Source organism: Kribbella sp. NPDC020701, assembly GCF_055562215.1.
Map to the genome: position 1 here is coordinate 82,177 of NZ_JBVHFT010000011.1, position 24,991 is coordinate 107,167.

Genomic DNA, 24,991 nt, shown 5'->3' on the forward strand with positions numbered 1-24,991 from the left:
GGCCAGGCAGGATGTGACTATGAGAGCCGTCGTACAGCGAGTCAGTCAGGCATCGGTCACCGTCGAGGGCGAGGTGGTCGGCGCGATCGACGGGCCCGGACTGGTGGTCCTCCTCGGCGTCACCCACGACGACACCCCGGAGAAGGCCGCCGCGCTGGCCGCGAAGATCTGGACCCTCCGCATCCTTCACGACGAACGCTCGGCCGCCGACGAGCAGGCCCCGATCCTCGCGATCAGCCAGTTCACCCTGTACGCCGACACCCGCAAAGGCCGCCGCCCCTCCTGGAACGCCGCCGCCCCCGCCCCTCTCTCCGAACCCCTCTACAACTCCTTCTGCACCACCCTCGAATCCCTAGGCGCCAAAGTAGAAAGAGGCCGCTTCGGAGCCCACATGGACGTAGCCCTCGTCAACGACGGCCCAGTAACCCTGATCCTGGACGCCTGACGGGTTCCATCCCACGCGGCAAGCCCACCGAGTACCGCAGACCCCGAGCGTGGTCAGCCGACCGCGGTGACCGCGAAGTTGGATCGCCCAACTCCTGTCACCCCGGACGCCGCGGTGACCTTGACGGTCATCTGATAACTGCCGGCCGGGAAACCTTCCCAGTAATAGCCTTCGAAGGTGCAACTGTTGGTTCGCTCGTCCCAGACAATGGCCTTGGTCTTGGTGTTACGAACCTGAGCGACGACCGTGCAGCTCCGACCGGTGAGTTTGCCCAGGTTGCTGTAGGTGGTCCACCAGAACTTCAGCGTCACCCTGCCGGACCCGGACACCTTGTACATTCCCGGCCCGATCCCCTGACTACTCTCGGCGAAGGTGACGGCGACCTGGTCGATCGCCAGTACGGTCGGCGTCATGGACGGAGTCGGCGTCGGCAGGTCGGGCGGCGTCTCCGTCGGCGGATCGGACGGCGTCTGTGGCGAGTCGCTCGGCGACTCGGTCGGTGTCTCGGTCGGTGTCTCCAACGACGTCTCCGTCGGCGTCTCCAGCGGAGTCTCTGAGGCCAAGGTCAGTGATGTAGGCGGTGGCGACTGCGCCGACTGGGCGTCCGCACCACCCAACTGAACGGCGAACGCGACGACTGCGATAACCGCTCCGACAACTGTCGAGACTGCAACAGCGACATTCCAGCGATGGCTGAGCGCCATGATTCCGTCCCCCCGGACATTGAGTTATCCCCTGCACGGTGAATCGTCACCGCGAAGGATTCGTTACGCCGAGGCAGCGATCAAGCCTTTGATTTTCGCCAGTAACGTCATACCGGGAGATTGGCGCACACAGAAGCAAGCCGGCCCCCGGATCCAGAGGGATCCGGGGGCCGGGGTGTTCTTGTTCTGGGTCGGTGAGGTTCGACTCAGAGGGGCGGTGTCAGCTGACGACGCCGGCGGCCGAGTGGCCGACGATGACCTTGGTGTTCAGGCTGTAGACGTCGATCACCAGGGCGTTCACCGAGATGTAGCGCTTCTGCCGCACGACCTGGTTGAAGGTCAGCCGGGCGACGCCCGGGATGTCCAGGGTCTGGTTCTCACCGGTCTTGACCGGGTAGACCTTGTTGCCGACGCGGATCGACGCGATGCTCGAGGACGAGCTCACGCCGGTCTTGTTGTCCTTGGTCTTCCACGCCGACGCCGAGGACTCGATGGCGCCGATGGACAGGTTGGCCACCTTCACGCCCGCGACGTGCGAGGTGAAGTTGATGTAGGACTTGTCCGCCCCGATGGCGCCGTTCTTGGTGGTGTAGACGCCACCGACGTAGGCGACCTTCGGGATGTTCAGCTCGCCGACCGCGACCTTGACCGTCTTGCCCTCAGTCCCCTGGCAGGTGGTCTGAAGCGACGTCGGGCTGGAGACGACCAGCTTGTCGGCGTTGGCCTTGGTGCCGTACGCGTCACCGATCACCAGAGCGGTGGCCGGCTTGGAGATCTCCGCGCGGGTCTTCAGCACCGCGACGTCGACGCCCTCGGGGACGTACTGGTTCTTCACGTTCGCGTGGATCACGACGGCCTGCGCGTACGAGTAGATGCCGGAGCTGGTCTTCACGCCGCCGACACGGTTCAGCACGATGTAGCCGAGGCCCGGAACGGCGACCTTGGTGTTCGGCTTCGGGTTCAGCAGCGACGGCACCGCGATGGCGCCGATCTTCACGCCGGCGAAGGTGGTGCTACCGGTGTAGGACAGCTGGCCCTTGGAGTACTTCGCCGTGGTGGTGGTCTTCACACCGGTCAGCGTGAGCAGGCTGCCGACCTTGATGTCGACGGCGGTCGCGTTGCTGGTGACGCCCGTACCGCTCTTGTCGTCGAACGCGTGGGTGTCGGTCCGCACGCTGCGGGCGATCGCCTGGTTGTTCACGTTGGCCGTGGCGATGTCGTTCTTGTCGGCCTTGTTCGGGTCGGTGGTGCAACCGAACTTGCTGATCACCTGCGGGCCGCTGTTCGCCAGCCCGGATTCAACGTCGGTCCCGTACGAGTAGCCGCTGTATCCGAAAACCGGCGAGGCGGACGCAGAACCCGACGTCAGCGCGATCGTAGAAGCCACGCCGACAACCGCCGCAACTCCGACGGCCGCGAGCTTCTTGTATCCGATGCGGGGTCGCATTGACCCCTCCTCCCTGAGTGATGACGTGACCCGAGTCGCGGGTCAGGACACAGACACAACTCAGGCGGTTGCGGTAGGTAACGAGCAGAATGCGCTCCGAGACCAAACCGTTACACGGCCGCTCGTCCCGCGAGATTCCGGCGCCGACCCGTAACTCGGGCGCGATGCCCGGGATCCCTTCCGGTGCAAGCGATCCAGGACATGCCGAAGGGCCCGGACGCGCAAGGTCCGGGCCCTTCGGTGCTCACTTCAGGGTGCGCCACCTGCAGGTGGAGGTGGCACCATCAGTAACGATCGACAACTCAGACGGTGACGGCCACTTCCGCGACTTCGCCGTACTGGGCGACGACCTGACGGTCGACCGGGTCGGCCTTCGGCGCCAGCGTGCGCAGCGTCCAGCTGCCCGGCGCAGCGAAGAACCGGAAGTGCCCGGTCGCCGAGGTCGGCACCTCGGCGGTGAACTCACCGGTGGAGTCCAGCAGCCGTACGTACGCGCCGCCGACCGGCTCGTCACCGCGCAACACCTGGCCCTGGATCACGGCTTCCTTGTCGACGTCGACACCCTTGAGGTCGAGGCCGCCCTTCGTGGCTCCGCACATGGTCAGGCCTCCCCGGGCTCGTCGCCGAGGGCAACGGGTACGCCGACCAGCGAACCCCACTCGGTCCAGGAACCGTCGTAGTTCTTCACGTTCGGCTGGCCGAGGATCTCGTGCAGCACGAACCAGGTGTGCGCCGAGCGCTCGCCGATCCGGCAGTACGCGATGGTGTCCTTGCCGAAGTCCACGCCGGCGTCGGCGTACAGCGTCTTCAGCTCGTCGTCGGCGCGGAACGTACCGTCGTCGTTGGCTGCCTTGCTCCACGGGATGCTGGCCGCGGTCGGGATGTGACCCGCGCGCTGCGCCTGCTCCTGCGGGAGGTGGGCCGGGGCGAGCAGCCGGCCGGCGTACTCGTCGGGGCTGCGCACGTCGACCAGGTTCTTCACGCCGATGGCTTCGCCGACCTCGTCGCGGAAGGCGCGGATCTCCAGGTTCTGCGGCTGCGCGGAGTACTCGGTGGCTTCGCGCTTGACCACCTCGTCGGTCAGCTCACGGCTGTCCAGCTCCCAGCGCTTGCGGCCGCCGTCGAGCAGGCGGACGTCACCGTGGCCGTAGAGCTTGAAGTACCAGTACGCGTACGCCGCGAACCAGTTGTTGTTGCCGCCGTACAGCACGACCGTGTCGTCGTTCTTCACACCGCGGTCGGACAGCAGCGCCTCGAATTGCTCCTGGCTGACGAAGTCGCGACGGACCGGGTCCTGCATATCGTCCTGCCAATCGATCTTGATCGCGCCGGCGATGTGGCCGCCGTCGTACGCCGAGACGTCTTCGTCGACCTCGATGAGGACGACCCCGGGGTCGGTCTTGTGCTCCTCGACCCAGTCGGCCGAGACGAGCGCGGATTCCCTGCTCATGTGTGCTGCCTCTCAGTTGGTAGCGGTGCTGGTGTCACGGGATGGCGTACGAATGCGGTGAATCAGCAGATAGGCCTCGCACCCGAGGCAGAGCCCGACGGCGGCGTTCACGAATGCCGCCACCAGGGCGAATCCGGTGGCGACCACGCCCAGTACGGTCGCGCCGGTCAGATACCCGATCAGACCGGCGACCGCGAAGACGAGGCCGATCAGCTGGGCGAATCGCGGCGGGGCCGCGTCCTCCAGCTCCTTGGGCGGACCGAGCCGGGGGCGGATCAGCCGCTTGAACAGTTGCCCGTACGGCGACGCCTGGACCCCGAACGCGACCGAGATCGCGAACACCACGGCTTGGACCGCGAGCGGCCAGGGGTTGTTCAGTACGAGCGTCAACGCCAGGACGACCGTGGTCACACCGGCCGCGAACCGGAGTCCCCGCGGATCAACCTGGATGCTTTTCGTGGCCGTCTGTTCGGACATGCCGACTCCCGGAGGAGGAGGAGTTCGAGCCGGACCCGCCCGGGAATGCGGGAGGCGACGTACGCGAAACCGTGCTCAGCGACCGGTTTCGCAGCGCTCGGGACGCCGCCTGGTCAGCGGCGACGACACAGCGACGAGCGCATCCGGCAGTTGTCCACTGCCCTGCGCTTGGTCAGCCATGTCGTGTAAGCCACGCATCGAGAGTACGGAAACCGGGCCGGACTACCAGCTGTGGTCCCAATTGCTGAGACAACTGATCAAACTGCGGACAGATCAGGTGCGGACCACGTTCGTCTTGGCGACCTTGTCGTGCAACGCCTGCTTCTTGTCGTCCCAGAGCGGCCAGAGGTAGTTGATCAGAGCAAGAAAGCTGAACAGCGTGCCGACCACCGGGATCGCGGCGAGCAGGCTGAGCGCCATCTCGAAGCCGTACCGCTTGGCCACCGCGGAGCCCGGCGGGAGGCCGGGCACGTCCCGCAGCCGGACCGCGATGCCGAGCGCCATCTTCCCGGGCGTGGCGCCCTTCTTGGTCAGGAACAGGTACTCGTAGACGAAGGCGACCAGCATCCCGATCAGGACCGCCGGGATCATCCACTTGTACGCCTCCGGCGGCAGCGCGGTGCTGGTCGTCGGGGTGCCGGCCTCCGCGGCGTCCAGGGTGTCTTGGAGGTACTTCCAGATCACCAGGGAGTACTGGTAGTAGAAGTAGCCGGTCAGCGGCAGACCGATGAGGCCGACGATGATCGAGTCGATGATGCGGGCGAACACCCGGCGCCACCAGCCCGACAGCGGCTGCCCGTCCGGCGTCGTAGCGACCCGCTTCCCTGGGTAGCCATAGCCCTGCTGCTGCGGGTAGCCCTGGCCATGCTGCGGGTAGCCCTGACCTTGCTGCTGGTAGGGCGCCTGCTGCTGTCCGTACTGCGCCGGCGCCGGCTGACCGTACTGCGCGGGTCCTGGCTGGGCGCCGCCGTACACCTGACCGTGCTGGACGGGCTGGCCGTACTGCGGCTGGCCCGTCTGTCCGAACTGGCTCTGGTACGGCGGAGGGCCTTGCTGGGGACGGCGCTGATCCGTCCAGACCTCGCCGTCCCAGTAGCGCTGCTGGGTCGGGTCCTGGGGGTCGTCGTACCAACCGGCTGGGTAGCTCACCGCCACAGCATTCCCTACACCGGAGGGCATTCGCCATCCGGTATGGGTTAGTTGGGCTGCCGGTCGATCGCGGTGGCGAGCGCGGCGATCACATCTGGCTTGCGCGGCGCACCACTGGCGCGTTTGACGACCGCACCGGTGCTGTCGAGCACCAGCGTCGTCGGAGTCCGCAGGATGTCGAGTCGCCGGACCAGCTCCAGATGCGACTCCGCGTCGAGCTCGACGTGCCGCACTCCGTCGACCATGCGCTCGACCTCGGCCAGCGTCCGCCGAGTGACCCGGCATGGCGCACAGAACGCCGACGAGAACTGCAGCAAGGTGGCCCGCTCCCCGAGCTCTCCCCCGACCTCGTCCGCCGACACCCGCTCCACGTCTTCGACCTTCCCCCGGAACCGCCCGTCGGCCCACGTCTTGAGCGCACTGAGCACCACTCCGGCGACCACAGCGCCGGCCAGGACCCAGATACCTAAGCTCACAACAATCCACCGTACGGCGGGGTGTTTGCATTTCAACCGTGCGTTTCACTCCTCGGACTGGACAATGGGGTCCGTGGAGAGCGGAGTGATGGTCCGGGCGGGGGTGGTGATCCCCGAAGCCGAGCTGGCGTGGCGATTCTCGCGGTCCAGCGGACCCGGCGGGCAGTCCGTCAACACCACGGACAGCCGGGTGGAGCTGAGCTTCGACGTAGCGGGTACGACGGCGTTGAGCGACGTACTGAAGTCCCGGGCGCTCGAGCGGCTGCAGTCCCGGCTGATCGACGGCGTGGTGACCATCGCGGCGTCGGAGTACAAGTCGCAGTGGCGCAACCGGGAGGCAGCCCGGGGTCGGCTGGCCGCGCTGATGCGGGAGGCGATCGCGGCACCGCCCCGGCCACGTCGGCCGACCAAGCCGAGCAAAGGCTCGGTCCGGCGGCGGCTCGACAGCAAGAAACGCCGCGGCGAGACCAAGCGCCTACGTGGCCGTCCAAGCGACTGAGACGGCCCCGCCGATCGTTATCTTGGCCGCTTGCAGGCTGGCTCTCGGCGTACGTCTGGAAGTTGCCGAAGGCCACCGAACTGCCGACGCTGGTCGGTGGTCAGGCCGTCGCGTCCGCGGTCTCGCGGGTGGTGGTCGGCGGGATGACGAAGCGGTAGCCGACGTTCCGCACGGTCCCGATCAGGGACTCGTGCTCCGGGCCGAGCTTCGCGCGCAACCGCCGTACATGCACGTCCACCGTCCGCGTGCCGCCGAAGTAGTCGTACCCCCACACTTCCTGCAGCAACTGCTCCCGGGTGAACACGCGCCCCGGATGCTGTGCGAGGAACTTGAAGAGCTCGAACTCCTTGTAGGTCAGGTCGAGCGCCCGCCCATTCAGCTTCGCCGTGTACGACGCCTCGTCGATCACCACGTCGCCGCTGCGGATCAGCGAGGAGTCAGGCTCCTCGTTCCGCACCGCGGCGAGCCGGCCGATGACGAGTCGCAGCCGTGCCTCGATCTCCGCCGGACCGGCGGTGTCGAGCAGTACGTCGTCCGCACCCCAGTCGGCGTTCACCGCGGTCAGACCGCCCTCGGTGACGACCAGGATGAGCGGTACGTCGATCCCCGTCGTACGGATCAGCCGGGACACCCCGCGCACGGCGACCAGATCGCGGCGAGCGTCGAGCAGGACCGCGTCCGCATCCGGAGCGTCGACCAGCGCGGCGACCTCGGAGGGCAGGATCCGGATCTGGTGCGGCAGCAGGGCGAGCGAGGGCAGGACCTCTGTGGAGGCCTGCAGCGCGTTCGTCAGCAGAAGCAACGTGCTCACGCTGTCTCCTCGTGCTGATCAGCGGATCCCTTGTCAGCGATCCTGTCCTTGTGCACGTCAGGCCCCGACGGCGTCATTGCCGGGGGCCCGAGACACACTGGATAGCAACAGCAAGCTGACATAATAGCGGAAGACTTAACCGATAAGTGAGGCGTCCGACCACATGCCGGAAGTCACCATCAGGTACTTTGCCGCCGCGCGGTCCGCCGCCGGCGAGTCCACCGCGACCGCCGAGGCCGCGTCGATCCGCGATCTCGTCAGCACCGTGTCAGCCGGCCGGCCCGAGCTGGCCCGGGTCCTGTCGATCTGCACGTTCCTGCTCGACGGCGAACGCGCGGACCCCGCCACGCCGCTGAAGTCCGGCGCCCAGGTCGACGCGCTCCCGCCCTTCGCCGGCGGCTAGAGCCAGGTCAGAGGAAGAACTTCAGCAAGACCAGGGCGAGCGCCACGGCGGTCGTGAGCGCTGCCTTCCCCGAGCCGAGCCCGCGCCGGAACGCGGACCCGAACACGGCCACCGTGAGCGGCACCAGCATCACCAGGAGCGTGACCCCGGCCGCGTGAACGCCGACATGCGCCCGGCTGGTCAGCACCAGGCCGACCACGAACGCGAACGTCAACCCGAGCCAGGTGGTCACCTGGATCGGCCCATCCTCACTGCGATGCCCGCGATGCGACGCCCGGGCCGCACGGCGATGCGAAGTCGGAGCAACGTGCGACATCGGTCACCTTCCGAAAAGAACCGAGTACGCAAGGTAGCAGCAAGGTCACGGGATCGTAAAAGCCACGCCTCTCCCGGGTGGCCGGTACGCCGCCGGGGGGCGGCGTACCGGCACTTGGTCAGGAGCCGATGGAGATGCGGTCCGTGGCGACCGGGGTGTAGGGGTCGTGGGCGGTCAGGTAGTTGGCGAAGGCGTCGATGTCGAGGCCGCCGAAGAACTTGTCCGTCGCCGTGGTGAAGGCGGGGAAGCCGTCGCCACCGTCGGAGAGGAAGTTGTTCGTGACGATGCGGTACGACGTGGCGTCCACCAACGGCTGCCCGGCGATCCTGATCGACCCCGCGACAACCTTCGAGCCCGCCGCCGCGGCCGGGTTCCACGTGTAGGTGATGCCTGCGACCTGGAGCACCTTGAACTTCGCGGCCTCCGGCCCGTTCACGCCGGAGAACTGCTGCTCCAGCAACGCCTTGATCTGCGTTCCCGTCATGTCCATCGACACCAGGAAGTTGTTGAACGGCTGCACGGTGAACGCCTGCCCGAAGGTGACCTCACCGGCGGTCGACGCCAGGTCGGCGCGGATACCGCCCGGGTTCATGAACGCCACCACCGGCGTCTTCCCGCCGGTGACGACCGACGCATCGGCGAGCTGGGCGTCCGCGATCAGGTTGCCCAACGGCGATTCGAGCGAGTCGTCCGGCGTACGCACGACCGACGGTGTGGTCAGGTGGCCGATCACCTTGTTCGCGATCGGGTCGACGAGCGTCTTGTACTTGGCGATCAGCTCGGCGGTCTTGCGGTCCTGCGGCACGTCCTGGGTGACGATCTGGTTGTTGGCCAGCGTGTTCACCCGGTCGACGTCACCGGTCGCGTTGTCGATGCTCAGCCGGACCTCGGTCACCAGCCGGCCGAACGACGACGCGCTGGTGACGAGCCTCGGCTTACCCGCCTTGTCCGGCAGCGAACAGTTGTACGCCTGGTGGGTGTGGCCGGAGATGATCGCATCGATCTCCGGGTCCAGCCCGGCGTTGATGTCGACGATCGGACCGGAGATGCCCGGGCAGCTGTTGTAGGCCCTCGGGTCGGCTGGGAAGCCGCCCTCGTGCAGCAGCACGACGATCGACTTCACGCCCTTGTTCTTCAGCACCGGAACCAGCGCGTTCGCCGTCTCGATCTCGTCCTTGAACGTCAGGCCCGCGACGCCGGACTTGGTGACGATGTTCGGCGTGTTCTCCAGCGTCATGCCGATGAACGCGACCTTGCGGCCGTCGTCGAAGGACTTGATCGTGTACGGCGCGAACAGCGTCTTCTGCGTGTTCTCGAAGAACACGTTCGCCGACAGGTACTTGAACTTCGCGCCCTTGAACGGGTGTTTCGTGTCGGGGCAGGAGTTCTGGTTGTTCTGCCCGTCGCCGTCGGGCAGACAGCCACCGGTCTGCATCCGGAGCAGCTCGTGCCAGCCCTCGTCGAACTCGTGGTTGCCGACCGACGCGGCCTCCAGGCCCATCCCGCTCAGCGCCTCGATCGTCGGCTCGTCGTGGAATGCGGCCGACAGCAGCGGCGAGGCGCCGATCAGGTCACCCGCGGCGACCGTGACGGAGTCCTGCCCTTTCGCCGCCGCGGCGGCGCGCAAGTCCTTCAGGTGGGTCGCGAGGTAGGCCGCGCCACCGGCCGGAATGCCGTTGATGTTGCCGCCCGATCCTGTCGCCGGCTCCAGGTTGCCGTGGAAGTCGTTGAGGGCGAGCAGCTGGATCTGGGTGTGCGTCGGCTTGGGCTTCGCCGGCGCCGCCTGGGTCACGGTTCCCCCCGTGGCCATGGCGAGTACCGCGGCCGTGCCGGCGGCGATCAGGCCGAGGGCCCGCCGTCCCCCCAACCGCTTCTTGTCTCGTCCTGTCAGGGCCATGTCTACTCCGTTGTAGTGGCGATCACCGCTGGTGCGGTCCCCGCGAAAAGATCCGCGGTGCCGCGAAAATTACCCGACGTGACGCGACCCATCCAAGGACTTGAGCATGAACTGAGCCAGACCTTTTACGGTATTCAGGTGACTCTCGAAGCCGTACCCTCACCGTTGCCCTCGGCCACCGCCGCCGCCGTCACGGAACTCGCCCGCTCAGCTGCACACAGCGACGGCGTCCACCCGCTCTCCGAGCGCACCCTGCTCCACCTCGACGGCGAGCACCCCGGCGACCTGCACGTACTCGCGTACGAAGGCGACCCGGGCACGATCGAGGTCACCGGCCTGCAGAGCGCCCGAAACCTCATTGGGTACGGCGCCCTCGCACCAGACGGCTCGGCCGAGCTGGTCGTCGCCCCCACAGCCAGACGCCAAGGCACCGGTACGGCGCTACTCCGCATGCTGCTCGATCACGGTGGTAAACGAACCCAGGTGTGGGCGCACGGACGACTGCCTGGTTCCGACGAGTTGGCGAGCCGACTCGGTCTGGAGGTCACACGGGAGCTCTACTTCCTCCGGCGTACCAGGGCTTCTCTTCCTGACGCGGTGTGGCCGGAGGGCATCGCCGTACGGACGTTTGTGCCCGGACGGGACGATGCGGCTTGGCTCAAGGTGAACAGTGAGGCTTTCGCAGATCACCCCGAGCAGGGCAGTTGGACGGCGGCCGATCTGGCGGAGCGCCTGCAGCAGCCGTGGTTCGACGCGAACGGTTTCTTCCTGGCGGTGGACTCGAGCACTGACGCAGTGGCCGGCTTCCACTGGACGAAGGTCGAGGACGGTATCGGCGAGGTCTATGTGGTCGGCGTATCCCCGACCTATCAGGGCAGCGGCCTGGGCAAGGCGCTCACCCTCCAGGGCCTCCACCACCTCCAGGAAGACCGCGACCTGGACACCGTCGTCCTCTACGTCGACGGCACCAACACCGCAGCCCGCCGCCTTTACAACTCCCTCGGCTTCACCACCGCCGCTCTGGACATCCAGTACGCCCCCAAGCCCCTGTGAACGACGTCACAGCGAAGTCACCCCCTCACTTCCCGTCATAAACCCCACCCCTCGCCCGTCCCACCATCAACCAGGAGCCGTCCGCGCCTCTAACCCCCCAGCCGGACGGCTCCTGGCCCGCACTTATCCACAACTGCACTTTCTGACATCCCCACCCGCTCCCACTCCCGACTACGATCAAGTCGACTACGGAGAGGTGACACAGGTGACAGTCCGCAACAGGCCAACCCTCGCACTCCTGGCCTGCCTAACCACCACCGCGCTACTCACCGCCTGCACCCCAGGCAGCCCCGAGGCTGGCCGCCCCGATACAACGGCGTCGAACACCTCGCCCGGCGCTTCAAGCACCGCGCCACCCAGCTCGACCCCCACCAGCATTCCCACCGGAGTCCCAACGCCGTCGGCACCGCCGACGCGGACTCCTAACGCGTCTGGGCTCACCCTTTCGGCGGCCGAAGCATTCATCGGCTACTACGTCTCCCTGCAGAACTACGCGTATGCAACAGGCGATGCTCAGTACTTCATGGCCGAAAGCGACAAGGGCTGTATCGGCTGCAAGGCGATCAGCGATTTCGTCAAGTTCTCGAACGCCTCGAATGGCGGCCTCAGCGGCGATTATCTCGACAAACTCATCTCGGTCAGGGAGATAGTGCGCGGGAGCTCAGGGAAGGTCGGTGGCTCTGCGGAGATCCGGAGCGGCGCCTACACGGAACGGCCGTCACCGTCGGCGAAGCCCGTCGCACGGCCTGCCAGTTCGGCAGTCATGGAGTTCACCCTGTCGCCACAGGGCAACAACTGGGTGATGTACGAGATGGAAGTCAAGGAATGAAGCGCGCGGGCTGGTTCCTCCCGCCTCTCGTGGTGGCGATCCTCGCAACCGCGACTGTCGCTGGAAGCAGCCACGCCGTCGGGTCGGGCGTCGTTGATCAAGCCACGTCCGCGACTACCGTCTCTCCTCGCCCGCCGGTTGTCGGCGGGAAGCCAGGCAAGCACGGCGTCAAACTGACAGCCGAGCAGGTGCGTCGTCAGCAGCAACGCCGTCGACTCGATCCGCCCCCAGCACCCAAGCAGCCGCACCGACCTCGCAAGGGCAATCCGCCCGCCGCGAACGACATTCGGGATCCGCAGGTGGATCCGCAACGGCCGTTCCGCCTGAACATTGGGATGTGTGGGCGGATGCAGCCGGACGGGAGTGTGCCGGGGCCAGCTCGGTGTTTGCCGGATGTGCCGGTGGAGACGGTTTCGCGGCGGCGGGTGCCGCCTGAGGTGGTGCGGCCGCGGCCGCAGGATGTGACGTGGGAGCAGGTGCTGGCTGAGACGAAGCTTGTCGGGTTCCCGGGGTTGGCGGTGAAGGTGCAACCTAACGGGCGGACGCTGGTGAATCTGGAGACCATCGTCTACACCGACGAGAGCGAGGTGTCGAGGACGCCCATCAGCCTGCTGGGTTTCCCGGTGATCGTCGAGGCGACCCCGATCAGCTACACCTGGCGCTTCGGCGACGGCACTCCGGCGTTGACCACCAGCACTCCCGGCAAGCCGTACCCGGCGAAGGAGATCGTCCACAAGTACCTGAAGCGTGGCACCGTCAACCTCACGCTGACGACCAACTACGCGGCCCGCTTCAACGTTGCCGACACCGGCTGGCAGTACATCGATGGCACCGTGCCTGTCACAGGTCCCGCGACGGCGCTGCAGGTTCGGGAAGCTGTTCCGGTGTTGGTGGATCCGCCCAACTAATAGAGCACTGACTTCAGGTGGGTGGTTAGGTGGGTGTGGGCTTCTCGGGTGGTGCCGGGGATGTTCAGGAGGTTGGCGTAGCCGTGGGTTAGGGAGGGGTGGGGGACGTAGGTGAGGTCGTTGCCGGCTGCGCGGAGGGCGGTGGCGTACTCGGCGCCTTCGTCTCGGAGGGGGTCGAAGCCGCCGGTGGTGAGGTAGGTGGGGGCGAGACCGGTGAGGTCTTCGGCCAGGAGGGGCGACACCACGGGGTCGGTGCGGACCTTGGGGTCGGGGGTGTAGTGGTCGCGGTACCAGATGATGTCGTCTTCGGTGAGGATCATGCCCTCGGAGAAGAGGTCTCGGCTGGGGCGGCGGTTGACCAGGTCCAGGGCCGGATAGAGGAGGACCTGGAGGGCGGGCTGCGGGAGGTTGCGGCGTACGCATTGCTGGGCGACGACGGCGGCCAGGTTGCCGCCGGCACTGTCGCCGCCGATGGCCACCAATGACGGGTCGGCGCCGAGGTCCTCGGCGTGGTCGACGGCCCAGGTGAAGGCGGCGATGGCGTCCTCGGCCGCGGTCGGCGCCGGCGCTTCGGGAGCCAGGCGGTAGTCGACCGACAGGACCCGGATGCCCGCATCGCGGGCCAGTGATCGGCAGAGCGCGTCGTGGGTGTCGAGGTCGCCTACCACCCAACCGCCGCCGTGGAGGAACACCAGCAGGCCGCGGCCTGCGTCGCGCGGGACGTACAGCCGCGCCCCCAACTGGCCGTCGGCACCACGGACGGTCAGCTCGGTCACGCGCTGTAGTTCGACCAGAGGGCCGGCGACGAGCGCGCACAGGGTCTTCAGGTGCGCACGCGCCGTGGCCGCGTCGGACTTGGTTGTTCTCGGCAACAACTTCTCGACGCGCACGAGCAGCTGCAGCTCGGGGTCGAGCGTGTTGCCGTCGATCTGGATCGGCTGACCGGCCAACCGGCGCCGGACGGCGGTGGGCAGGGCGTACAGCGGGGTCAGGGCGTTCGCCTGTACGGCAGCCACCGCGCCTCGGAGCACCGAGTCCAGTCGTGGGTTCACAAGGAGTGACGCTAGCAACTGCAAGCGTCGGCCCTGGCGTCGAGGCGACCGAATACATCACATTCAGCACTCGCGGACGGCTACCTCTTGTTCACCAAAGGATGGGATGCTGGTCAACGTGGCTGGAGACCTGCTGGCATCCCACAACCGGGAGTACGACGTCGAGCCGCCGTACGACATCGCGGCGGCCGGCGACCTTCCGGGCGACCGTTTCTCCGATCGCGAGCTGAGCTGGCTCGCGTTCAACCAGCGCGTCCTCGAACTGGCCGAGAACGACCGGATCCCGCTGCTTGAGCGGGCCAAGTTCCTGGCCATCTTCGCCAGCAACCTGGACGAGTTCTACATGGTCCGGATCGCCGGTCTCAAGCGCCGGATCGCGGCCGGAGTCGCGGTGCGGGCGGCCAGCGGCCTGCTCCCGCGCGAGGTTCTGGACCGCAGCCTCGCCCGCAGCCGTGAGCTGATGGACCGGCAGGCGGAGACCTGGCGGAAGGCGGTCCAGCCGGCGCTGACCGAGCAGGGCATCGACATCCTGCGCTGGGACGAGCTCGAGCACTCCGAGCGCGAGGACATGACGCGGTTCTTCCGGGACCGCGTGTTTCCGGTGCTGACCCCGCTGGCGGTCGACCCGTCGCACCCGTTCCCGTACATCTCCGGCCTCTCGCTGAACCTGGCCGTCGTGGTCCGCAACCCCGACACCGGCGGCGAGCACTTCGCCCGGGTGAAGGTGCCGCCGCTGCTGCCGCGGTTCGTCCGCGTCGCCGACGGCCGGTTCGTCCCGCTCGAGGACGTCATCGCGACCCACCTGGGCCAGCTGTTCCCGGGGATGGAGGTCACCCAGCACCACACCTTCCGGGTGACCCGGAACGAGGACCTCGAGGTCGAGGAGGACGACGCCGAGAACCTGCTGGCCGCGCTCGAGAAGGAGCTGCTGCGCCGCCGGTTCGGCCCGCCGGTCCGGCTCGAGGTCGAGGAGTCGATCGACCCGCAGGTGAAGGCACTGCTGCTGTCGGAGCTGGGCGTCACCGAGGCCGAGGTGTTCGAGCTGCCCGGCCCGCTGGACCTGCGTGGCCTGTTCACGATCGCGAGCCTGGACCGCGCCGAGCTGAAGTACCCGGGGTTCGTGCCCTCGACCCACCCGCACCTGGCGGAGGTCGAGACCGCCAACCCGGCGGACATGTTCTACGCGCTGAAGCAGCGCGACGTCCTGGTCCACCACCCGTACGACTCGTTCTCGACCAGTGTGCAGCGGTTCATCGAGCAGGCAGCCGCGGATCCGCATGTGCTGGCGATCAAGCAGACGCTGTACCGCACCTCCGGTGACTCACCGATCGTGGACGCGCTGATCGACGCCGCCGAGGCCGGCAAGCAGGTACTGGTGCTGGTCGAGATCCAGGCTCGCTTCGACGAGACGGCGAACATCAAATGGGCCCGCCAGCTGGAGCACGCGGGCTGTCATGTCGTGTACGGCGTGATCGGCCTCAAGACGCACTGCAAGCTGTCGATGGTCGTCCGTGAGGAGCCGGACGGCCTGCGCCGTTACGCGCACATCGGCACCGGCAACTACCACCCCAAGACCGCCCGCCTGTACGAGGACCTCGGACTGCTGACCAGCGACAGAGTGGTCACCGAGGACATCGCGCATCTGTTCAACCACCTGTCCGGGTTCGGACGCAGCGCCGGTTACCGGCGGATCCTGGTCGCACCCCAGTCGGTACGGCGAGGGCTCGTCGAGCGGATCGATCGAGAGGTTCAGCACCACCAGGCCGGTCGTCCGGCCCGGGTCCGGATCAAGGTGAACAGCCTGGTGGACGAGGCGCTGTGTGACGCGCTCTACCGGGCGTCACAGGCCGGCGTACCCGTGGAGTTGTGGATCCGCGGCATCTGCACGCTCCGGCCCGGCATCCCGGGCCTGTCCGACAACATCCAGGTCCGCAGCATCCTCGGCCGGTTCCTCGAGCACAGCCGGGTGTTCTGGTTCGAGAACGGCGCTGAGCCGGAGGTGTGGATCGGATCGGCCGACCTGATGCACCGCAACCTGGACCGCCGGGTCGAGGTGCTGGTGCAGCTGAAGGAACCCGACCACGTCACCGAGCTCGGGGAGATGTTCGACTTGGCCATGGACGAGGGCACCGGCTCGTGGTGGCTGCAGGCCGACGACACCTGGCGGCCCCGGCTCATCCGGTCGGATGGCGAACCGCTGCGTGATCTGCAAGAAAGACTCATCGCCACGCGTGGGCGCCGCAGGACAGCCGATCCCATTACCTAGGCTGAATTCATGAGCAACCCGGCGACCGTCATCGCCGCGGGCGCTGTCGTCTGGCGTGAGAGCCGCGGTACCAGGCAGGTGCTGCTCGTGCACCGGCCGCGGTACGACGACTGGTCCCTGCCGAAGGGCAAGCTGAACGCAAACGAGCACGTACTGATCGCCGCACGGCGTGAGATCGAGGAAGAGACCGGGCAGCAGGTCATCCTCGGCCCACCGCTCGGTGTGCAGCGCTATCCGGTCCGCAAGAACGGCGGGACCGTGCAGAAGCTCGTGCACTACTGGTCTGCCACTCCGATCGACGACAGCGACTTCCAGCCGAACGACGAGGTGGACGAGATCACCTGGTTGCCGGTGGACAAGGCCCGCAGCAAGCTCAGTTACCCGCGCGACGTGGACATCCTGGACGCCCTGGAGCCGGCGGTGCCGGTCACCGCCACGCTGGTGCTGGTGCGGCACGCGGAGGCTGTGAAGCGGAAGGAGTGGGACGGCAAGGACACAGGCCGCCCGCTCAACAGCACCGGTACGGCGGTGGCCGAGCAACTGTCCGGCGTACTCGCGGCTCTCGGTGCCAACCGGTTGATCAGCAGTGATGCGGAGCGGTGTGTGGCGACGATCACGCCGTACGCGGCCTTACTCGATCGGCAGATCCATCTGTGGCCGGAGATCTCCGAGCGTGGGTACGACGCGGATCCGGACGGCCTGCGTGGTCTGGGCGAACGGGCCTGGAAGACGGGCAAGGTGACCGTCGTGTGCTCGCACCGGCCGGTGCTGCCCGCACTGTCCCGGGAGCTCGGCCTGAAGGTCGGCAAGTTCTCCACCGGAGCCTTCCTGGTGGCACACCGGCTGGCCGACGGCCGACTGGTCTACGAGCGCTTCAGGGCTCCGTGACACGGGTCGGTGACGATCCAGGCACAGCTGTGGGTGCGTCGGGGTGACACTAGGTGTGACGGGTATCTTCCTACCGAGGAACCCGGCGTCCCACCGGGCGCGGGTCTGAGGAGAGGTTCGGGGCGCACCATGACGATGATGCGAGAACTGACACTGATCGGGATCCGGATGGAATCGCCCAACCGGGCTCCGGTGATGATGCTGCGCGAGACCGAGGGCTACCGCTACTTGCCGATCTCGATCGGCTCGGTCGAGGCGACGGCGATCGCGTACGAAGAGCAGGGGCTGCGTCCTTCGCGGCCGCTCACGCACGATCTGATGCGCGATCTGATCGAGGCGTTCGGGGTCCACATCGAGGCCGTCGAGATCGTCGAACTGCGGGACGCCGTCTTCTACGCCGAGCTCGTGCTCGCCAACGGCGCCCGGGTCTCGGCCCGGCCGAGCGATTCGGTCGCGCTGGCGGTCCGCCTCGGTACGCCGATCCGCTGCACCGAACAGGTTCTCCGCGAAGCCGGTGTCGCCACCCCCGAGGAAGAACAGGCCGAGCTGGAACGCTTTCGCCAGTTCCTCGACGGCGTCGCCCCGGAGGACTTCTCCAGCTGAACCAGGACACAGATCCGAGCGACCGAAGCCGGTCGTTCACGTTGAGAGTGCGCTGAGCGTTACCGAAACCTGAGCCAACAGGCGTTCGCGTCGACGCAGAGTCACGACCCCTAACTCAGTTCACCTGTTAGCCGCCTATCGGCATGCCAGACGTCGCACAGGCTACTAGAACCGTTCACCGCTCGTTCACCAGTGACGGACCGGTCGGTCACCTGGTCTCCCTACCGTCGGTGGAAGTTCAGAAGTCTGATTCCCGCAGAAGGGCAACACTCTCGTGTCCGTCAATCGCCTGCTCCGCGTCGGCTCCGTCGCCGTGGCATCCCTCGGCGTGCTCGCTCTGAGCGCCTGTGGCAGTGACCCGGAGCCGTCGGGCTCCTCGAGCCCCGGCGGGTCGTCGTCGTCCGCGGCTGCCGACTGCCCGCAGGGCACCCTGAACGCCGAGGGTTCCTCGGCGCAGAAGAATGCCATCGACGAAATCATCAGCAAGTACAACGAGAAGTGCGCCGACGTCACGGTGAACTACAACCCGACCGGTTCCGGTGCGGGCATCAAGCAGTTCAACGCGGCCCAGGTCGACTTCGCCGGTTCCGACTCGGCCCTCAAGACCGAGGCCACCGACGGCGGCGAGACCGAGATGGCCCAGGCCACCAAGCGCTGCCAGAACAACGCCGCCCTCGACCTGCCGATGGTGATCGGCCCGGTCGCGATCGCCTACAACGTCGACGGCCTGGACAAGCTGGTCCTGGACGGCCCGACCGCCGCCAAGATCTTCCAGGGCACCATCAAGACCTGGAACGACCCGGCGATCGCCAAGCTGAACGCGGGCGTCACGCTGCCGTCGGCCCCGATCTCGGTGTTCTTCCGCTCCGACGAGTCCGGCACCACCGAGAACTTCGCCAAGTACCTGGCCGCCTCCGGCGGTGGCGCCTGGACCGGCAAGCCGGCCAAGAAGTGGACCGGCACCGGCGCCGGCAAGGAGAAGTCCGCGGGTGTCGCCGAGGGCGTCAAGAGCACCAAGAACTCGATCACCTACGTCGAGTGGTCGTACGCCGTCGACAACAAGCTCGGCATCGCGCAGATCGACAACGGCTCGGGCACCCCGGTCGAGCTGACCGCCGAGTCCGCCGGCAAGGCGCTCGCCGCGGCGAAGCCGGCCAGCGCGGGCGGCAACGACCTGTCGCTGAAGCTCGACTACGCGACCAAGGAGGCGGGCGCCTACCCGATCATCCTGGTCACCTACGAGGTCGCCTGCAGCAAGGGTCTGCCGGCCGAGAAGACCGCGCTGGTGAAGAGCTTCCTGAGCTACTTCGTCAGCAAGGACGGCCAGGCCTCGCTGACCGACCTGAACTACGCGCCGCTGCCGGAGGAGATCCGGACCAAGGTCGACGCGGCCATCCAGTCGATCAGCTGACGACGAAACAGCAGTGAATGCGAGCCCCGGCCGGTCCCCGAGTCATCGGAGGGCGGCCGGGGCTTCGCCTCGTCGGACCTGGCACACCTTGACCCCACGACCCAGGCGCTTGGAGCACCATCGATGAGTAGTCCAGACGGCACGGCACCGCCCGACCGGCCGGACGGCGCGGCCGCCGACCCGGCGACGGCCGAGACCCCGGCCGGTACGGAAGAACCCCGGATCGAGGATCTCGTCCACGAGACCTCCGACCCGGCCCCGCGGTTCGAGGGCCTGGCCGAGGAACACGCCGAGCACGAGGCCGCCGAGCACCGAGCGGCCGAGACCATGACCGAGGCCGGGGTCGAGTCGACGACCGGCACCGCGGCACGGCCGGCCGACACCGACAAGAAGGTCGAACTCGGCCCGGTCGGTCACCTCGGCGACCGGCTGTTCGCCGGCCTGGCCCGCGGCTCCGGCGGTCTGGTGGTCGCGATCGTCGCGTTCGTCGGCATCTTCCTGCTGGCGCTGGCGATTCCCTCGCTGGCCGACAACAACAGCAGCTTCCTGTTCTCCCGGATCTGGGAGCCCGGCGGTGACGACCCCCGATTCGGTATCGCCGCGATGTTCTACACCACCGTGATCAGCTCGATCATCGCGATGCTGATCGCGGTCCCGATCGCGATCGGGGTCGCGCTGTTCGTCACCTACTACTCGCCCAAGCGCCTGGCTCAGCCGGTCGCGTACGCGGTCGACCTGCTCGCCGCGGTGCCGTCGATCATCTACGGCCTGTGGGGCATCCTGTTCTTCGCGCCGATCCTGCGCCCGGTGATCGACGGCCTGGCCTCCGCGCTCGGCTGGCTCCCGGTGTTCGAGAAGCCGCCGGGCGACAACGTCGGCGTGGTGTTCACCGCGTCCGTGGTGCTGGCGATCATGATCCTGCCGGTCGTCACCGCGATCAGCCGGGAGATCTTCCAGCAGACCCCGATCACCCACCGCGAAGGCGCCCTCGCCCTCGGCGCGACCAAGTGGGAGATGATCCGGATGGCCGTCCTGCCCTACGGCCGGTCCGGTGTGGTCAGCGCCTCGATGCTCGGCCTGGGCCGGGCGCTCGGTGAGACGGTCGCCGTCCTCATCATCCTGTCGGTGCCGAACGGCAACGACCCCTGGAACTCGTCGATCTTCGCAGGCGGCGAGACCTTCGCCTCGAAGATCGCCAACAACGCCGCCGAGTTCGACTCGCCGGAGAAGACCGGCGCCTACATCGCGGCCGGCCTGGTGCTGTTCGTGGTGACCTTCCTGGTCAACTCCGCGGCCCGGATCATCGTCGCCCGCAGCGGCCCGGGCGGGAAGCGCCCGCGCCGCGGCCGCCGTTCCGCCACGCCGGCCGCGACCGAAGGAGCCACCTCATGACCACGCTGGCTGCCAACAAACCGGCGTACGACGGTCAGGCGCTGGATCTGACCGGGAAGTCGGGGGCCCGGGCCTTCAAGAACACGCTGGCCACCGTGCTGATCGTGCTGGCCTTCCTCGTCGCGCTGATCCCGCTGGTGTGGATCCTCTTCACCGTGATCAGCAAGGGCTACCACCTGCTGCTGAGCGCGGACTGGTGGAGCCAGTCGCAGCGCGGGATCACCGTCCGCCGCGAGGGCGGCGGCGCGTACCACGCGATCATGGGCACACTGATCATGGCGCTGATCACCGCCGCCATCGCCGTCCCGATCGCCATCCTCGGCGCCATCTACCTGGTCGAGTACGGCAAGGGCACCAAGGCGGCCCGGGCGGTCAGCTTCATGATCGACATCCTCACCGGTGTGCCGTCGATCGTCGCCGCGCTGTTCATCTACGCGGTCTGGATCACGGTGTTCGGCTTCAACCGGGTCGGGTTCGCCGTCTCGTTGTCGCTGGTGCTGCTGATGCTGCCCGTCGTACTGCGCTCGACCGAGGAGATGCTCAAGCTCGTTCCGGACGAGTTGCGGGAGGCGTCGTACGCACTCGGGGTGCCGAAGTGGAAGACCATCCTGAAGGTGGTCGTGCCGACCGCGTTCGGCGGCATCGTCACCGGCGTGATGCTCGGCCTGGCCCGCGTGATGGGTGAGACCGCGCCGCTGCTGATCCTGGTCGGCTACTCCAAGAACATCAACCTGAACCCGTTCAACGGGTTCATGGGCGCGCTGCCGACGATGATCAACCAGGACCGGACCGAGCTGGCGCTGCAGCCGGCCGCGGACCGGGTCTGGGCGGCGGCGCTCACCCTGATCCTCCTCGTTCTTGCCCTCAACGTGCTGGCCCGGCTGATCGCCCGGTTCAGCACGATCAAGTCGAAATAGTCACGAGAGGTACTGAGTCGATATGGCGAAGCGCATCGAGGTCAGCGGCCTCAACGTCTACTACGGCGATTTCAAGGCGGTCGAGGATGTGTCGATGACGATCGAGCCCCGCTCGGTCACGGCGTTCATCGGCCCGTCCGGCTGCGGCAAGTCCACCTACCTGCGCACCCTGAACCGGATGCACGAGGTGATCCCCGGCGCCCGGGTCGAGGGCAAGGTGATGCTGGACCAGCAGGACCTGTACGCGACCGGGATCGACCCGGTGGCGGTCCGCCGCGTGGTCGGCATGGTGTTCCAGCGGCCGAACCCGTTCCCGACCATGTCGATCTTCGACAACGTCGCGGCCGGGCTGCGGCTGAACGGCATGAAGGACCGCAAGAAGCTCACCGAGGTGGTCGAGCAGTCGCTGCAGGGCGCGAACCTGTGGACCGAGGTCAAGGACCGGCTGGACAAGCCCGGTGCGGGCCTGTCCGGTGGTCAGCAGCAGCGGCTCTGCATCGCCCGGGCGATCGCGGTCGAGCCCGAGGTGATCCTGATGGACGAGCCGTGCTCGGCCCTGGACCCAATCTCCACGCTGGCGATCGAGGACCTGATCGAGAAGCTGAAGGACCGGTTCACCGTCGTCATCGTCACGCACAACATGCAGCAGGCGGCCCGTGTGTCGGACCAGACCGCCTTCTTCAACCTGGCCGCCACCGGCAAGCCGGGCCGGCTGATCGAGATGGGTCCGACCAAGCAGATCTTCTCCAACCCGACCGAGAAGGCCACCGAGGACTACATCACCGGCCGCTTCGGCTGATCCGTACGACGAACCGCCCCGGCCGCCGTGACCACTGGTCACGGCGGCCGGTTGTGTCAGGAGACGGAAAACCTTCAGACACAGAGAGTTCGGGCAAAGTTGACCCGGGCAAGCGTATCGGCGACATCGCGCGGTGAGCTCACCCCGACGTGGGTGTTGTGGGTGCGGTTGCCGTTCTGCACGGTGATCTGGACGAAGCCGGTCGTCTTGCGCTCCTTGCAGAGCAGGAACAGCAGACCGAGCAGGCAGGCCAGCGCGAAGACGATGGCCAGGATGATCGCCCAGGCGGGGATCTTCTCCTCGGTCCGGGACATGTCCATCGCCGACCAGTTCGTCCCCTGGGCCGGCAGCACGCCGGCCGGGGTCACGATCCGGAACTGCTCGACCGAGATGTCGCCGACGGTGACGAGGACCGGGCCGGTCGGTAACGCCTGCAGTGGCAGCGATTGCGGCTGCTGGTGCGGTCCGCCGACAGGCGGCTGGTACGGCCCGGGCGGCGGTGTGAACTGGGTGGGCCCGAACTGGCTCGAGGACGGCACGTAAGGCCCGGGCTGGGGCGCCGGTGCGACCTCGTACTGCACCGGGAGATTCCGGGTCGGCTCCGGACTCTCGGGGCGGGGATCATGCGGAGAGTGAGGGGTTTCGGTCACCCGCCTAACCCTAAGCGTTCGGCATCCGGCGAGGGTGCGTGACCGCGAACCTGTGGAAAAGATAGCCTGCGAGGATTCCTCGACGTTCTCAGAAGGGACCGCGGTGAGCACTCCGACGCCTCCGGGCGACGATCAGAACGACCCGAACCGGCCGCAGGACACCCCCGAGACCCCGGAGCAGCAGCCGCCGAGTGAGTACGGTCAGCCGGGCCAGTCGGGTCAGCAGTGGGGCCAGCCGGGTCAGGAGCAGTACGGGCAGCCCGGCCAGGAGCAGCCCGGTCAGTACGGCCAGGAGCAGCCCGGTCAGTACGGGCAGGAGCAGCCCGGTCAGTACGGGCAGCCGGGCCAGTACGGCCAGCAGCCTGGCTACGGTCAGCAGCAGCCTGATCCGTACAACCAGGGCCAGGGCGGATACCCGGGCCAGCCCGGTCAGTACGGCCAGCAGCAGCCGGGGTACGGGCAGCAGCCGGGGTACGGAGAGCAGCCCGGCTATGGACAGCAGCCGGGCCAGTATGGGCAGCAGTACGGCCAGCAGCCGGGACAGTACGGTCAGCAGCAGCCCGGTGCCTATGGTCAGTACGGCCAGCCCGGCTATGGGTACGGCGCGGCCCAGCAGAACAACACACCGCAGGTGCTGTCGATCATCGGCATCGTCTGCTGGTTCTGCTGCAGCCCCGCCTCGATCGCACTCGGTCTGATTGCCCAGGGCAAGTTCCGCGAGCAGGGCAAGTCGGACACCCTGGCCAAGGTGGCCTGGATCGGCGGCATCGTCTCCGTGGTGCTGAGCGTGCTCGGCTACCTCACCGGAGTGCTCGGCAACTACTGATCCACCACGCGCAGTGATCGTCGCCGGTGCCCGGGAACAGGCCCGGCGACGATTCAGTTCAGGTTGCGGGCGACGCCGTACACGACGAGCAGGGCGATCACGCCCTTGAGCAGCCAGTCCGCGGTCCGCGGGCTCATCGTCAGTCGCGGCAGCCGGACCAGCCGGAGCGATTCGAGCGACCAGGCAAGCAACTGGTAGCCGACGGCAACACCGACGAGCGGGCCGAGGACGAGCACCACCGGGTTGAAGTGCCAGGCGGCGTCCAGATCGCCGCGGAGCAACGCGGCCGCCATCCTGGTCGATCCACACAGCGGGCAGTTCAGCCCTGTGGTCGCGTGCAGGATGCACGGAATGCCGATGTGCCCGCCGGACAACTGGTAGACGGCCGCCAGCCCGAAGCCACCCACTCCGACAGCGGTCAGGCCCCACACACGCCGGTCCAGTGGCTGGACCGGCCCGGTCGGCCGGAGTACGACGCTCAGCGAAAGGCTCACCGGACAACGGTAACTCTCATCCCGTGGGATCCGTGGCCTGGTCTGAGCCGTCCGACCACTAGCCTGCAAGTTCCCCTCAACAGTCATCAGTAGAAAGGACCGTCGTGAGCACTCCGACGCCACCGCCGGGTTACGGCCCGCAGGACCCTCAGCAGCCGGGTCAGTACGGCCAGCCAGGCCAGTACGGGCAGCCCCAGCAGCCGGGTCAGTACGGGCAGCAGCAGCCCGGCTATGGCGCCCAGCCGCAGCCTGCCTACGGGCAGCAGCCCGGGTACGGCCAGCAGCCGGGCCAGCCAGGCCAGTACGGTCAGCCTCAGCAGCCGAGTCAGTACGGTCAGCAGCCGGGCTACGGCCAGCAGTACGGCCAGCCGGGTTACCCCCAGGGCTACGGCCAGCCGGCCGGCTTCGGCGGGATCCCCGGCAACCTGGCCGCGTGGCCGAACCGGGTCGGCGGCTATCTCATCGACGCCCTGATCGTCGGTGTGCCGTACGGCATCGCCAGCGCGCTGGGCAGCGGCAACAGCTCCGCGCTGGGCATCCTCGCCTTGCTCTTCTACCTGGCCGGCATCGGTCTGGCGATCTGGAACATCGTGATCCGCCAGGGCAGCACCGGCCAGACCGTCGGCAAGCAGGTCCTCGGCCTGAAGCTGGTCGGCGCCGACACCGGCCAGCCGATCGGCGCGGGCAAGACCTTCCTGCGCCAGATCACCCACATCCTCGACAGCCTCGCTTGCTACGTCGGCTGGCTGTGGCCGCTGTGGGACGAGAAGCGCCAGACGTTCGCGGACAAGATCAACAACACCTACGTCATCAAGCTCTGACGTCGTAC

General features: G+C 67.5%; 29 protein-coding genes. 16 read left to right on the top strand and 13 right to left on the bottom strand.

Annotation, left to right across the window (positions count from 1 at the left end; genetic code table 11):
* Positions 1–19: 19 nt before the first annotated feature.
* The gene (dtd, locus tag ACZ3HV_RS25805) at positions 20–445 is read left to right on the top strand and encodes a D-aminoacyl-tRNA deacylase (RefSeq protein ID WP_465687533.1); all 426 of its coding nucleotides are present in this window, start codon (positions 20–22) and stop codon (positions 443–445) included.
* A gap of 53 nt (positions 446–498) precedes the next feature.
* Here dtd and ACZ3HV_RS25810 read toward each other — a convergent pair whose 3' ends face one another.
* Complete coding sequence (locus ACZ3HV_RS25810) at positions 499–858, bottom strand: hypothetical protein (RefSeq protein WP_465687534.1); 360 nt, start codon at positions 856–858, stop codon at positions 499–501.
* Between ACZ3HV_RS25810 and ACZ3HV_RS25815 the strand changes: the two genes are divergently transcribed.
* Positions 857–1,066, top strand: coding sequence for a hypothetical protein (locus ACZ3HV_RS25815; protein ID WP_465687535.1), 210 nt, complete (start codon positions 857–859; stop codon positions 1,064–1,066). The genes ACZ3HV_RS25810 and ACZ3HV_RS25815 overlap by 2 nt on opposite strands.
* A 303-nt stretch (positions 1,067–1,369) precedes the next feature.
* Here the strand turns inward: ACZ3HV_RS25815 and ACZ3HV_RS25820 are convergent, their stop codons facing one another.
* The 6 genes from ACZ3HV_RS25820 to ACZ3HV_RS25845 form a co-directional block, all read right to left on the bottom strand.
* Positions 1,370–2,596, bottom strand: coding sequence for a choice-of-anchor P family protein (locus ACZ3HV_RS25820; protein WP_465687536.1), 1,227 nt, complete (start codon positions 2,594–2,596; stop codon positions 1,370–1,372).
* 302 nt (positions 2,597–2,898) lie between these two features.
* Positions 2,899–3,195, bottom strand: coding sequence for a DUF1416 domain-containing protein (locus ACZ3HV_RS25825; protein WP_130446290.1), 297 nt, complete (start codon positions 3,193–3,195; stop codon positions 2,899–2,901).
* Positions 3,196–3,197: 2 nt separating this feature from the next.
* Positions 3,198–4,046 carry a sulfurtransferase gene (locus ACZ3HV_RS25830; protein ID WP_465687537.1) on the bottom strand — a complete coding sequence of 283 codons (849 nt, stop codon included), beginning with the start codon at positions 4,044–4,046 and terminating at the stop codon, positions 3,198–3,200.
* Positions 4,047–4,058: 12 nt separating this feature from the next.
* Positions 4,059–4,523: a DUF4395 domain-containing protein gene (locus ACZ3HV_RS25835; RefSeq protein WP_465687538.1), complete on the bottom strand. Its 465-nt coding sequence runs from the start codon at positions 4,521–4,523 to the stop codon at positions 4,059–4,061.
* Between the two features lie 273 nt (positions 4,524–4,796).
* Complete coding sequence (locus ACZ3HV_RS25840) at positions 4,797–5,672, bottom strand: RDD family protein (protein WP_465687539.1); 876 nt, start codon at positions 5,670–5,672, stop codon at positions 4,797–4,799.
* 47 nt (positions 5,673–5,719) lie between these two features.
* On the bottom strand, positions 5,720–6,148 hold the full coding sequence (locus tag ACZ3HV_RS25845; protein WP_465687540.1) for a TlpA family protein disulfide reductase: 429 nt from the start codon (positions 6,146–6,148) through the stop codon (positions 5,720–5,722).
* A gap of 64 nt (positions 6,149–6,212) precedes the next feature.
* Here ACZ3HV_RS25845 and arfB point away from each other — a divergent pair, with 64 nt between their 5' ends.
* Positions 6,213–6,647: an alternative ribosome rescue aminoacyl-tRNA hydrolase ArfB gene (gene arfB / locus ACZ3HV_RS25850; RefSeq protein WP_360367860.1), complete on the top strand. Its 435-nt coding sequence runs from the start codon at positions 6,213–6,215 to the stop codon at positions 6,645–6,647.
* A 100-nt stretch (positions 6,648–6,747) separates the two neighbouring features.
* On the opposite strand, the gene ACZ3HV_RS25855 is transcribed toward arfB, so the two are convergent.
* A complete protein-coding gene (locus ACZ3HV_RS25855; RefSeq protein ID WP_465687541.1) occupies positions 6,748–7,458 on the bottom strand; it encodes a winged helix-turn-helix domain-containing protein in 711 nt (236 codons plus the stop codon).
* Positions 7,459–7,621: 163 nt separating this feature from the next.
* Between ACZ3HV_RS25855 and ACZ3HV_RS25860 the strand changes: the two genes are divergently transcribed.
* Positions 7,622–7,861 carry a MoaD/ThiS family protein gene (locus ACZ3HV_RS25860; protein WP_465687542.1) on the top strand — a complete coding sequence of 80 codons (240 nt, stop codon included), beginning with the start codon at positions 7,622–7,624 and terminating at the stop codon, positions 7,859–7,861.
* Positions 7,862–7,868: 7 nt separating this feature from the next.
* Here ACZ3HV_RS25860 and ACZ3HV_RS25865 read toward each other — a convergent pair whose 3' ends face one another.
* Positions 7,869–8,177: a hypothetical protein gene (locus ACZ3HV_RS25865; protein WP_465687543.1), complete on the bottom strand. Its 309-nt coding sequence runs from the start codon at positions 8,175–8,177 to the stop codon at positions 7,869–7,871.
* A 118-nt stretch (positions 8,178–8,295) separates the two neighbouring features.
* Positions 8,296–10,074 carry a bifunctional metallophosphatase/5'-nucleotidase gene (locus tag ACZ3HV_RS25870; protein ID WP_465687544.1) on the bottom strand — a complete coding sequence of 593 codons (1,779 nt, stop codon included), beginning with the start codon at positions 10,072–10,074 and terminating at the stop codon, positions 8,296–8,298.
* A 138-nt stretch (positions 10,075–10,212) separates the two neighbouring features.
* Here ACZ3HV_RS25870 and mshD point away from each other — a divergent pair, with 138 nt between their 5' ends.
* The 3 genes from mshD (at position 10,213) to ACZ3HV_RS25885 (ending at position 12,864) form a co-directional block, all read left to right on the top strand.
* Entirely contained in the window at positions 10,213–11,127 is a 915-nt protein-coding gene (mshD, locus tag ACZ3HV_RS25875; RefSeq protein ID WP_465687545.1) for a mycothiol synthase, read from the top strand.
* Positions 11,128–11,332: 205 nt separating this feature from the next.
* Positions 11,333–11,956, top strand: a complete 624-nt coding sequence (locus ACZ3HV_RS25880; RefSeq protein ID WP_465687546.1) for a DUF6318 family protein — start codon at positions 11,333–11,335, stop codon at positions 11,954–11,956.
* 401 nt (positions 11,957–12,357) lie between these two features.
* Complete coding sequence (locus tag ACZ3HV_RS25885) at positions 12,358–12,864, top strand: PKD domain-containing protein (protein ID WP_465687547.1); 507 nt, start codon at positions 12,358–12,360, stop codon at positions 12,862–12,864.
* On the opposite strand, the gene ACZ3HV_RS25890 is transcribed toward ACZ3HV_RS25885, so the two are convergent.
* Positions 12,861–13,916, bottom strand: a complete 1,056-nt coding sequence (locus ACZ3HV_RS25890; protein ID WP_465687548.1) for an alpha/beta hydrolase — start codon at positions 13,914–13,916, stop codon at positions 12,861–12,863. The two genes, ACZ3HV_RS25885 and ACZ3HV_RS25890, sit on opposite strands and share 4 nt — an antisense overlap.
* A gap of 106 nt (positions 13,917–14,022) precedes the next feature.
* Between ACZ3HV_RS25890 and ACZ3HV_RS25895 the strand changes: the two genes are divergently transcribed.
* The 7 genes from ACZ3HV_RS25895 (at position 14,023) to pstB (ending at position 22,192) form a co-directional block, all read left to right on the top strand.
* The gene (locus ACZ3HV_RS25895) at positions 14,023–16,182 is read left to right on the top strand and encodes an RNA degradosome polyphosphate kinase (RefSeq protein ID WP_465687549.1); all 2,160 of its coding nucleotides are present in this window, start codon (positions 14,023–14,025) and stop codon (positions 16,180–16,182) included.
* A 9-nt stretch (positions 16,183–16,191) separates the two neighbouring features.
* The gene (locus ACZ3HV_RS25900; protein WP_465687550.1) at positions 16,192–17,070 is read left to right on the top strand and encodes an NUDIX hydrolase; all 879 of its coding nucleotides are present in this window, start codon (positions 16,192–16,194) and stop codon (positions 17,068–17,070) included.
* A gap of 129 nt (positions 17,071–17,199) precedes the next feature.
* The gene (locus ACZ3HV_RS25905; RefSeq protein WP_465687551.1) at positions 17,200–17,673 is read left to right on the top strand and encodes a bifunctional nuclease family protein; all 474 of its coding nucleotides are present in this window, start codon (positions 17,200–17,202) and stop codon (positions 17,671–17,673) included.
* A 274-nt stretch (positions 17,674–17,947) separates the two neighbouring features.
* Positions 17,948–19,084, top strand: a complete 1,137-nt coding sequence (gene pstS, locus ACZ3HV_RS25910) for a phosphate ABC transporter substrate-binding protein PstS (protein WP_465687552.1) — start codon at positions 17,948–17,950, stop codon at positions 19,082–19,084.
* 327 nt (positions 19,085–19,411) lie between these two features.
* Entirely contained in the window at positions 19,412–20,476 is a 1,065-nt protein-coding gene (pstC, locus tag ACZ3HV_RS25915) for a phosphate ABC transporter permease subunit PstC (RefSeq protein ID WP_465687853.1), read from the top strand.
* Positions 20,473–21,393: a phosphate ABC transporter permease PstA gene (pstA, locus tag ACZ3HV_RS25920; RefSeq protein WP_465687553.1), complete on the top strand. Its 921-nt coding sequence runs from the start codon at positions 20,473–20,475 to the stop codon at positions 21,391–21,393. The genes pstC and pstA overlap by 4 nt, the downstream gene beginning before the upstream one ends.
* A gap of 22 nt (positions 21,394–21,415) precedes the next feature.
* A complete protein-coding gene (gene pstB / locus ACZ3HV_RS25925) occupies positions 21,416–22,192 on the top strand; it encodes a phosphate ABC transporter ATP-binding protein PstB (RefSeq protein WP_465687554.1) in 777 nt (258 codons plus the stop codon).
* Positions 22,193–22,266: 74 nt separating this feature from the next.
* On the opposite strand, the gene ACZ3HV_RS25930 is transcribed toward pstB, so the two are convergent.
* Entirely contained in the window at positions 22,267–22,842 is a 576-nt protein-coding gene (locus tag ACZ3HV_RS25930; protein WP_465687555.1) for a hypothetical protein, read from the bottom strand.
* A gap of 103 nt (positions 22,843–22,945) precedes the next feature.
* Between ACZ3HV_RS25930 and ACZ3HV_RS25935 the strand changes: the two genes are divergently transcribed.
* A complete protein-coding gene (locus ACZ3HV_RS25935; RefSeq protein ID WP_465687556.1) occupies positions 22,946–23,668 on the top strand; it encodes a hypothetical protein in 723 nt (240 codons plus the stop codon).
* A gap of 53 nt (positions 23,669–23,721) precedes the next feature.
* Here the strand turns inward: ACZ3HV_RS25935 and ACZ3HV_RS25940 are convergent, their stop codons facing one another.
* Positions 23,722–24,162, bottom strand: a complete 441-nt coding sequence (locus ACZ3HV_RS25940) for a DUF2752 domain-containing protein (protein WP_360381275.1) — start codon at positions 24,160–24,162, stop codon at positions 23,722–23,724.
* Positions 24,163–24,266: 104 nt separating this feature from the next.
* Between ACZ3HV_RS25940 and ACZ3HV_RS25945 the strand changes: the two genes are divergently transcribed.
* On the top strand, positions 24,267–24,983 hold the full coding sequence (locus tag ACZ3HV_RS25945) for an RDD family protein (protein ID WP_465687557.1): 717 nt from the start codon (positions 24,267–24,269) through the stop codon (positions 24,981–24,983).
* Positions 24,984–24,991 lie beyond the last annotated feature (8 nt).

Coding starts and splice junctions, on each gene's coding strand:
- ACZ3HV_RS25860 (WP_465687542.1), top strand. CDS start 7,622: ATGCCGGAAGTCACCATCAGGTACTTTGCCGCCGCGCGGTCCGCCGCC.
- ACZ3HV_RS25820 (WP_465687536.1), bottom strand. CDS start 2,596: ATGCGACCCCGCATCGGATACAAGAAGCTCGCGGCCGTCGGAGTTGCG.
- pstC (WP_465687853.1), top strand. CDS start 19,412: ATGACCGAGGCCGGGGTCGAGTCGACGACCGGCACCGCGGCACGGCCG.
- pstA (WP_465687553.1), top strand. CDS start 20,473: ATGACCACGCTGGCTGCCAACAAACCGGCGTACGACGGTCAGGCGCTG.
- ACZ3HV_RS25815 (WP_465687535.1), top strand. CDS start 857: ATGGACGGAGTCGGCGTCGGCAGGTCGGGCGGCGTCTCCGTCGGCGGA.
- dtd (WP_465687533.1), top strand. CDS start 20: ATGAGAGCCGTCGTACAGCGAGTCAGTCAGGCATCGGTCACCGTCGAG.
- ACZ3HV_RS25830 (WP_465687537.1), bottom strand. CDS start 4,046: ATGAGCAGGGAATCCGCGCTCGTCTCGGCCGACTGGGTCGAGGAGCAC.
- ACZ3HV_RS25870 (WP_465687544.1), bottom strand. CDS start 10,074: ATGGCCCTGACAGGACGAGACAAGAAGCGGTTGGGGGGACGGCGGGCC.
- arfB (WP_360367860.1), top strand. CDS start 6,213: ATGGGGTCCGTGGAGAGCGGAGTGATGGTCCGGGCGGGGGTGGTGATC.
- ACZ3HV_RS25900 (WP_465687550.1), top strand. CDS start 16,192: ATGAGCAACCCGGCGACCGTCATCGCCGCGGGCGCTGTCGTCTGGCGT.
- ACZ3HV_RS25825 (WP_130446290.1), bottom strand. CDS start 3,195: ATGTGCGGAGCCACGAAGGGCGGCCTCGACCTCAAGGGTGTCGACGTC.
- ACZ3HV_RS25905 (WP_465687551.1), top strand. CDS start 17,200: ATGACGATGATGCGAGAACTGACACTGATCGGGATCCGGATGGAATCG.
- ACZ3HV_RS25895 (WP_465687549.1), top strand. CDS start 14,023: ATGCTGGTCAACGTGGCTGGAGACCTGCTGGCATCCCACAACCGGGAG.
- ACZ3HV_RS25865 (WP_465687543.1), bottom strand. CDS start 8,177: ATGTCGCACGTTGCTCCGACTTCGCATCGCCGTGCGGCCCGGGCGTCG.
- ACZ3HV_RS25810 (WP_465687534.1), bottom strand. CDS start 858: ATGACGCCGACCGTACTGGCGATCGACCAGGTCGCCGTCACCTTCGCC.
- pstB (WP_465687554.1), top strand. CDS start 21,416: ATGGCGAAGCGCATCGAGGTCAGCGGCCTCAACGTCTACTACGGCGAT.
- ACZ3HV_RS25835 (WP_465687538.1), bottom strand. CDS start 4,523: ATGTCCGAACAGACGGCCACGAAAAGCATCCAGGTTGATCCGCGGGGA.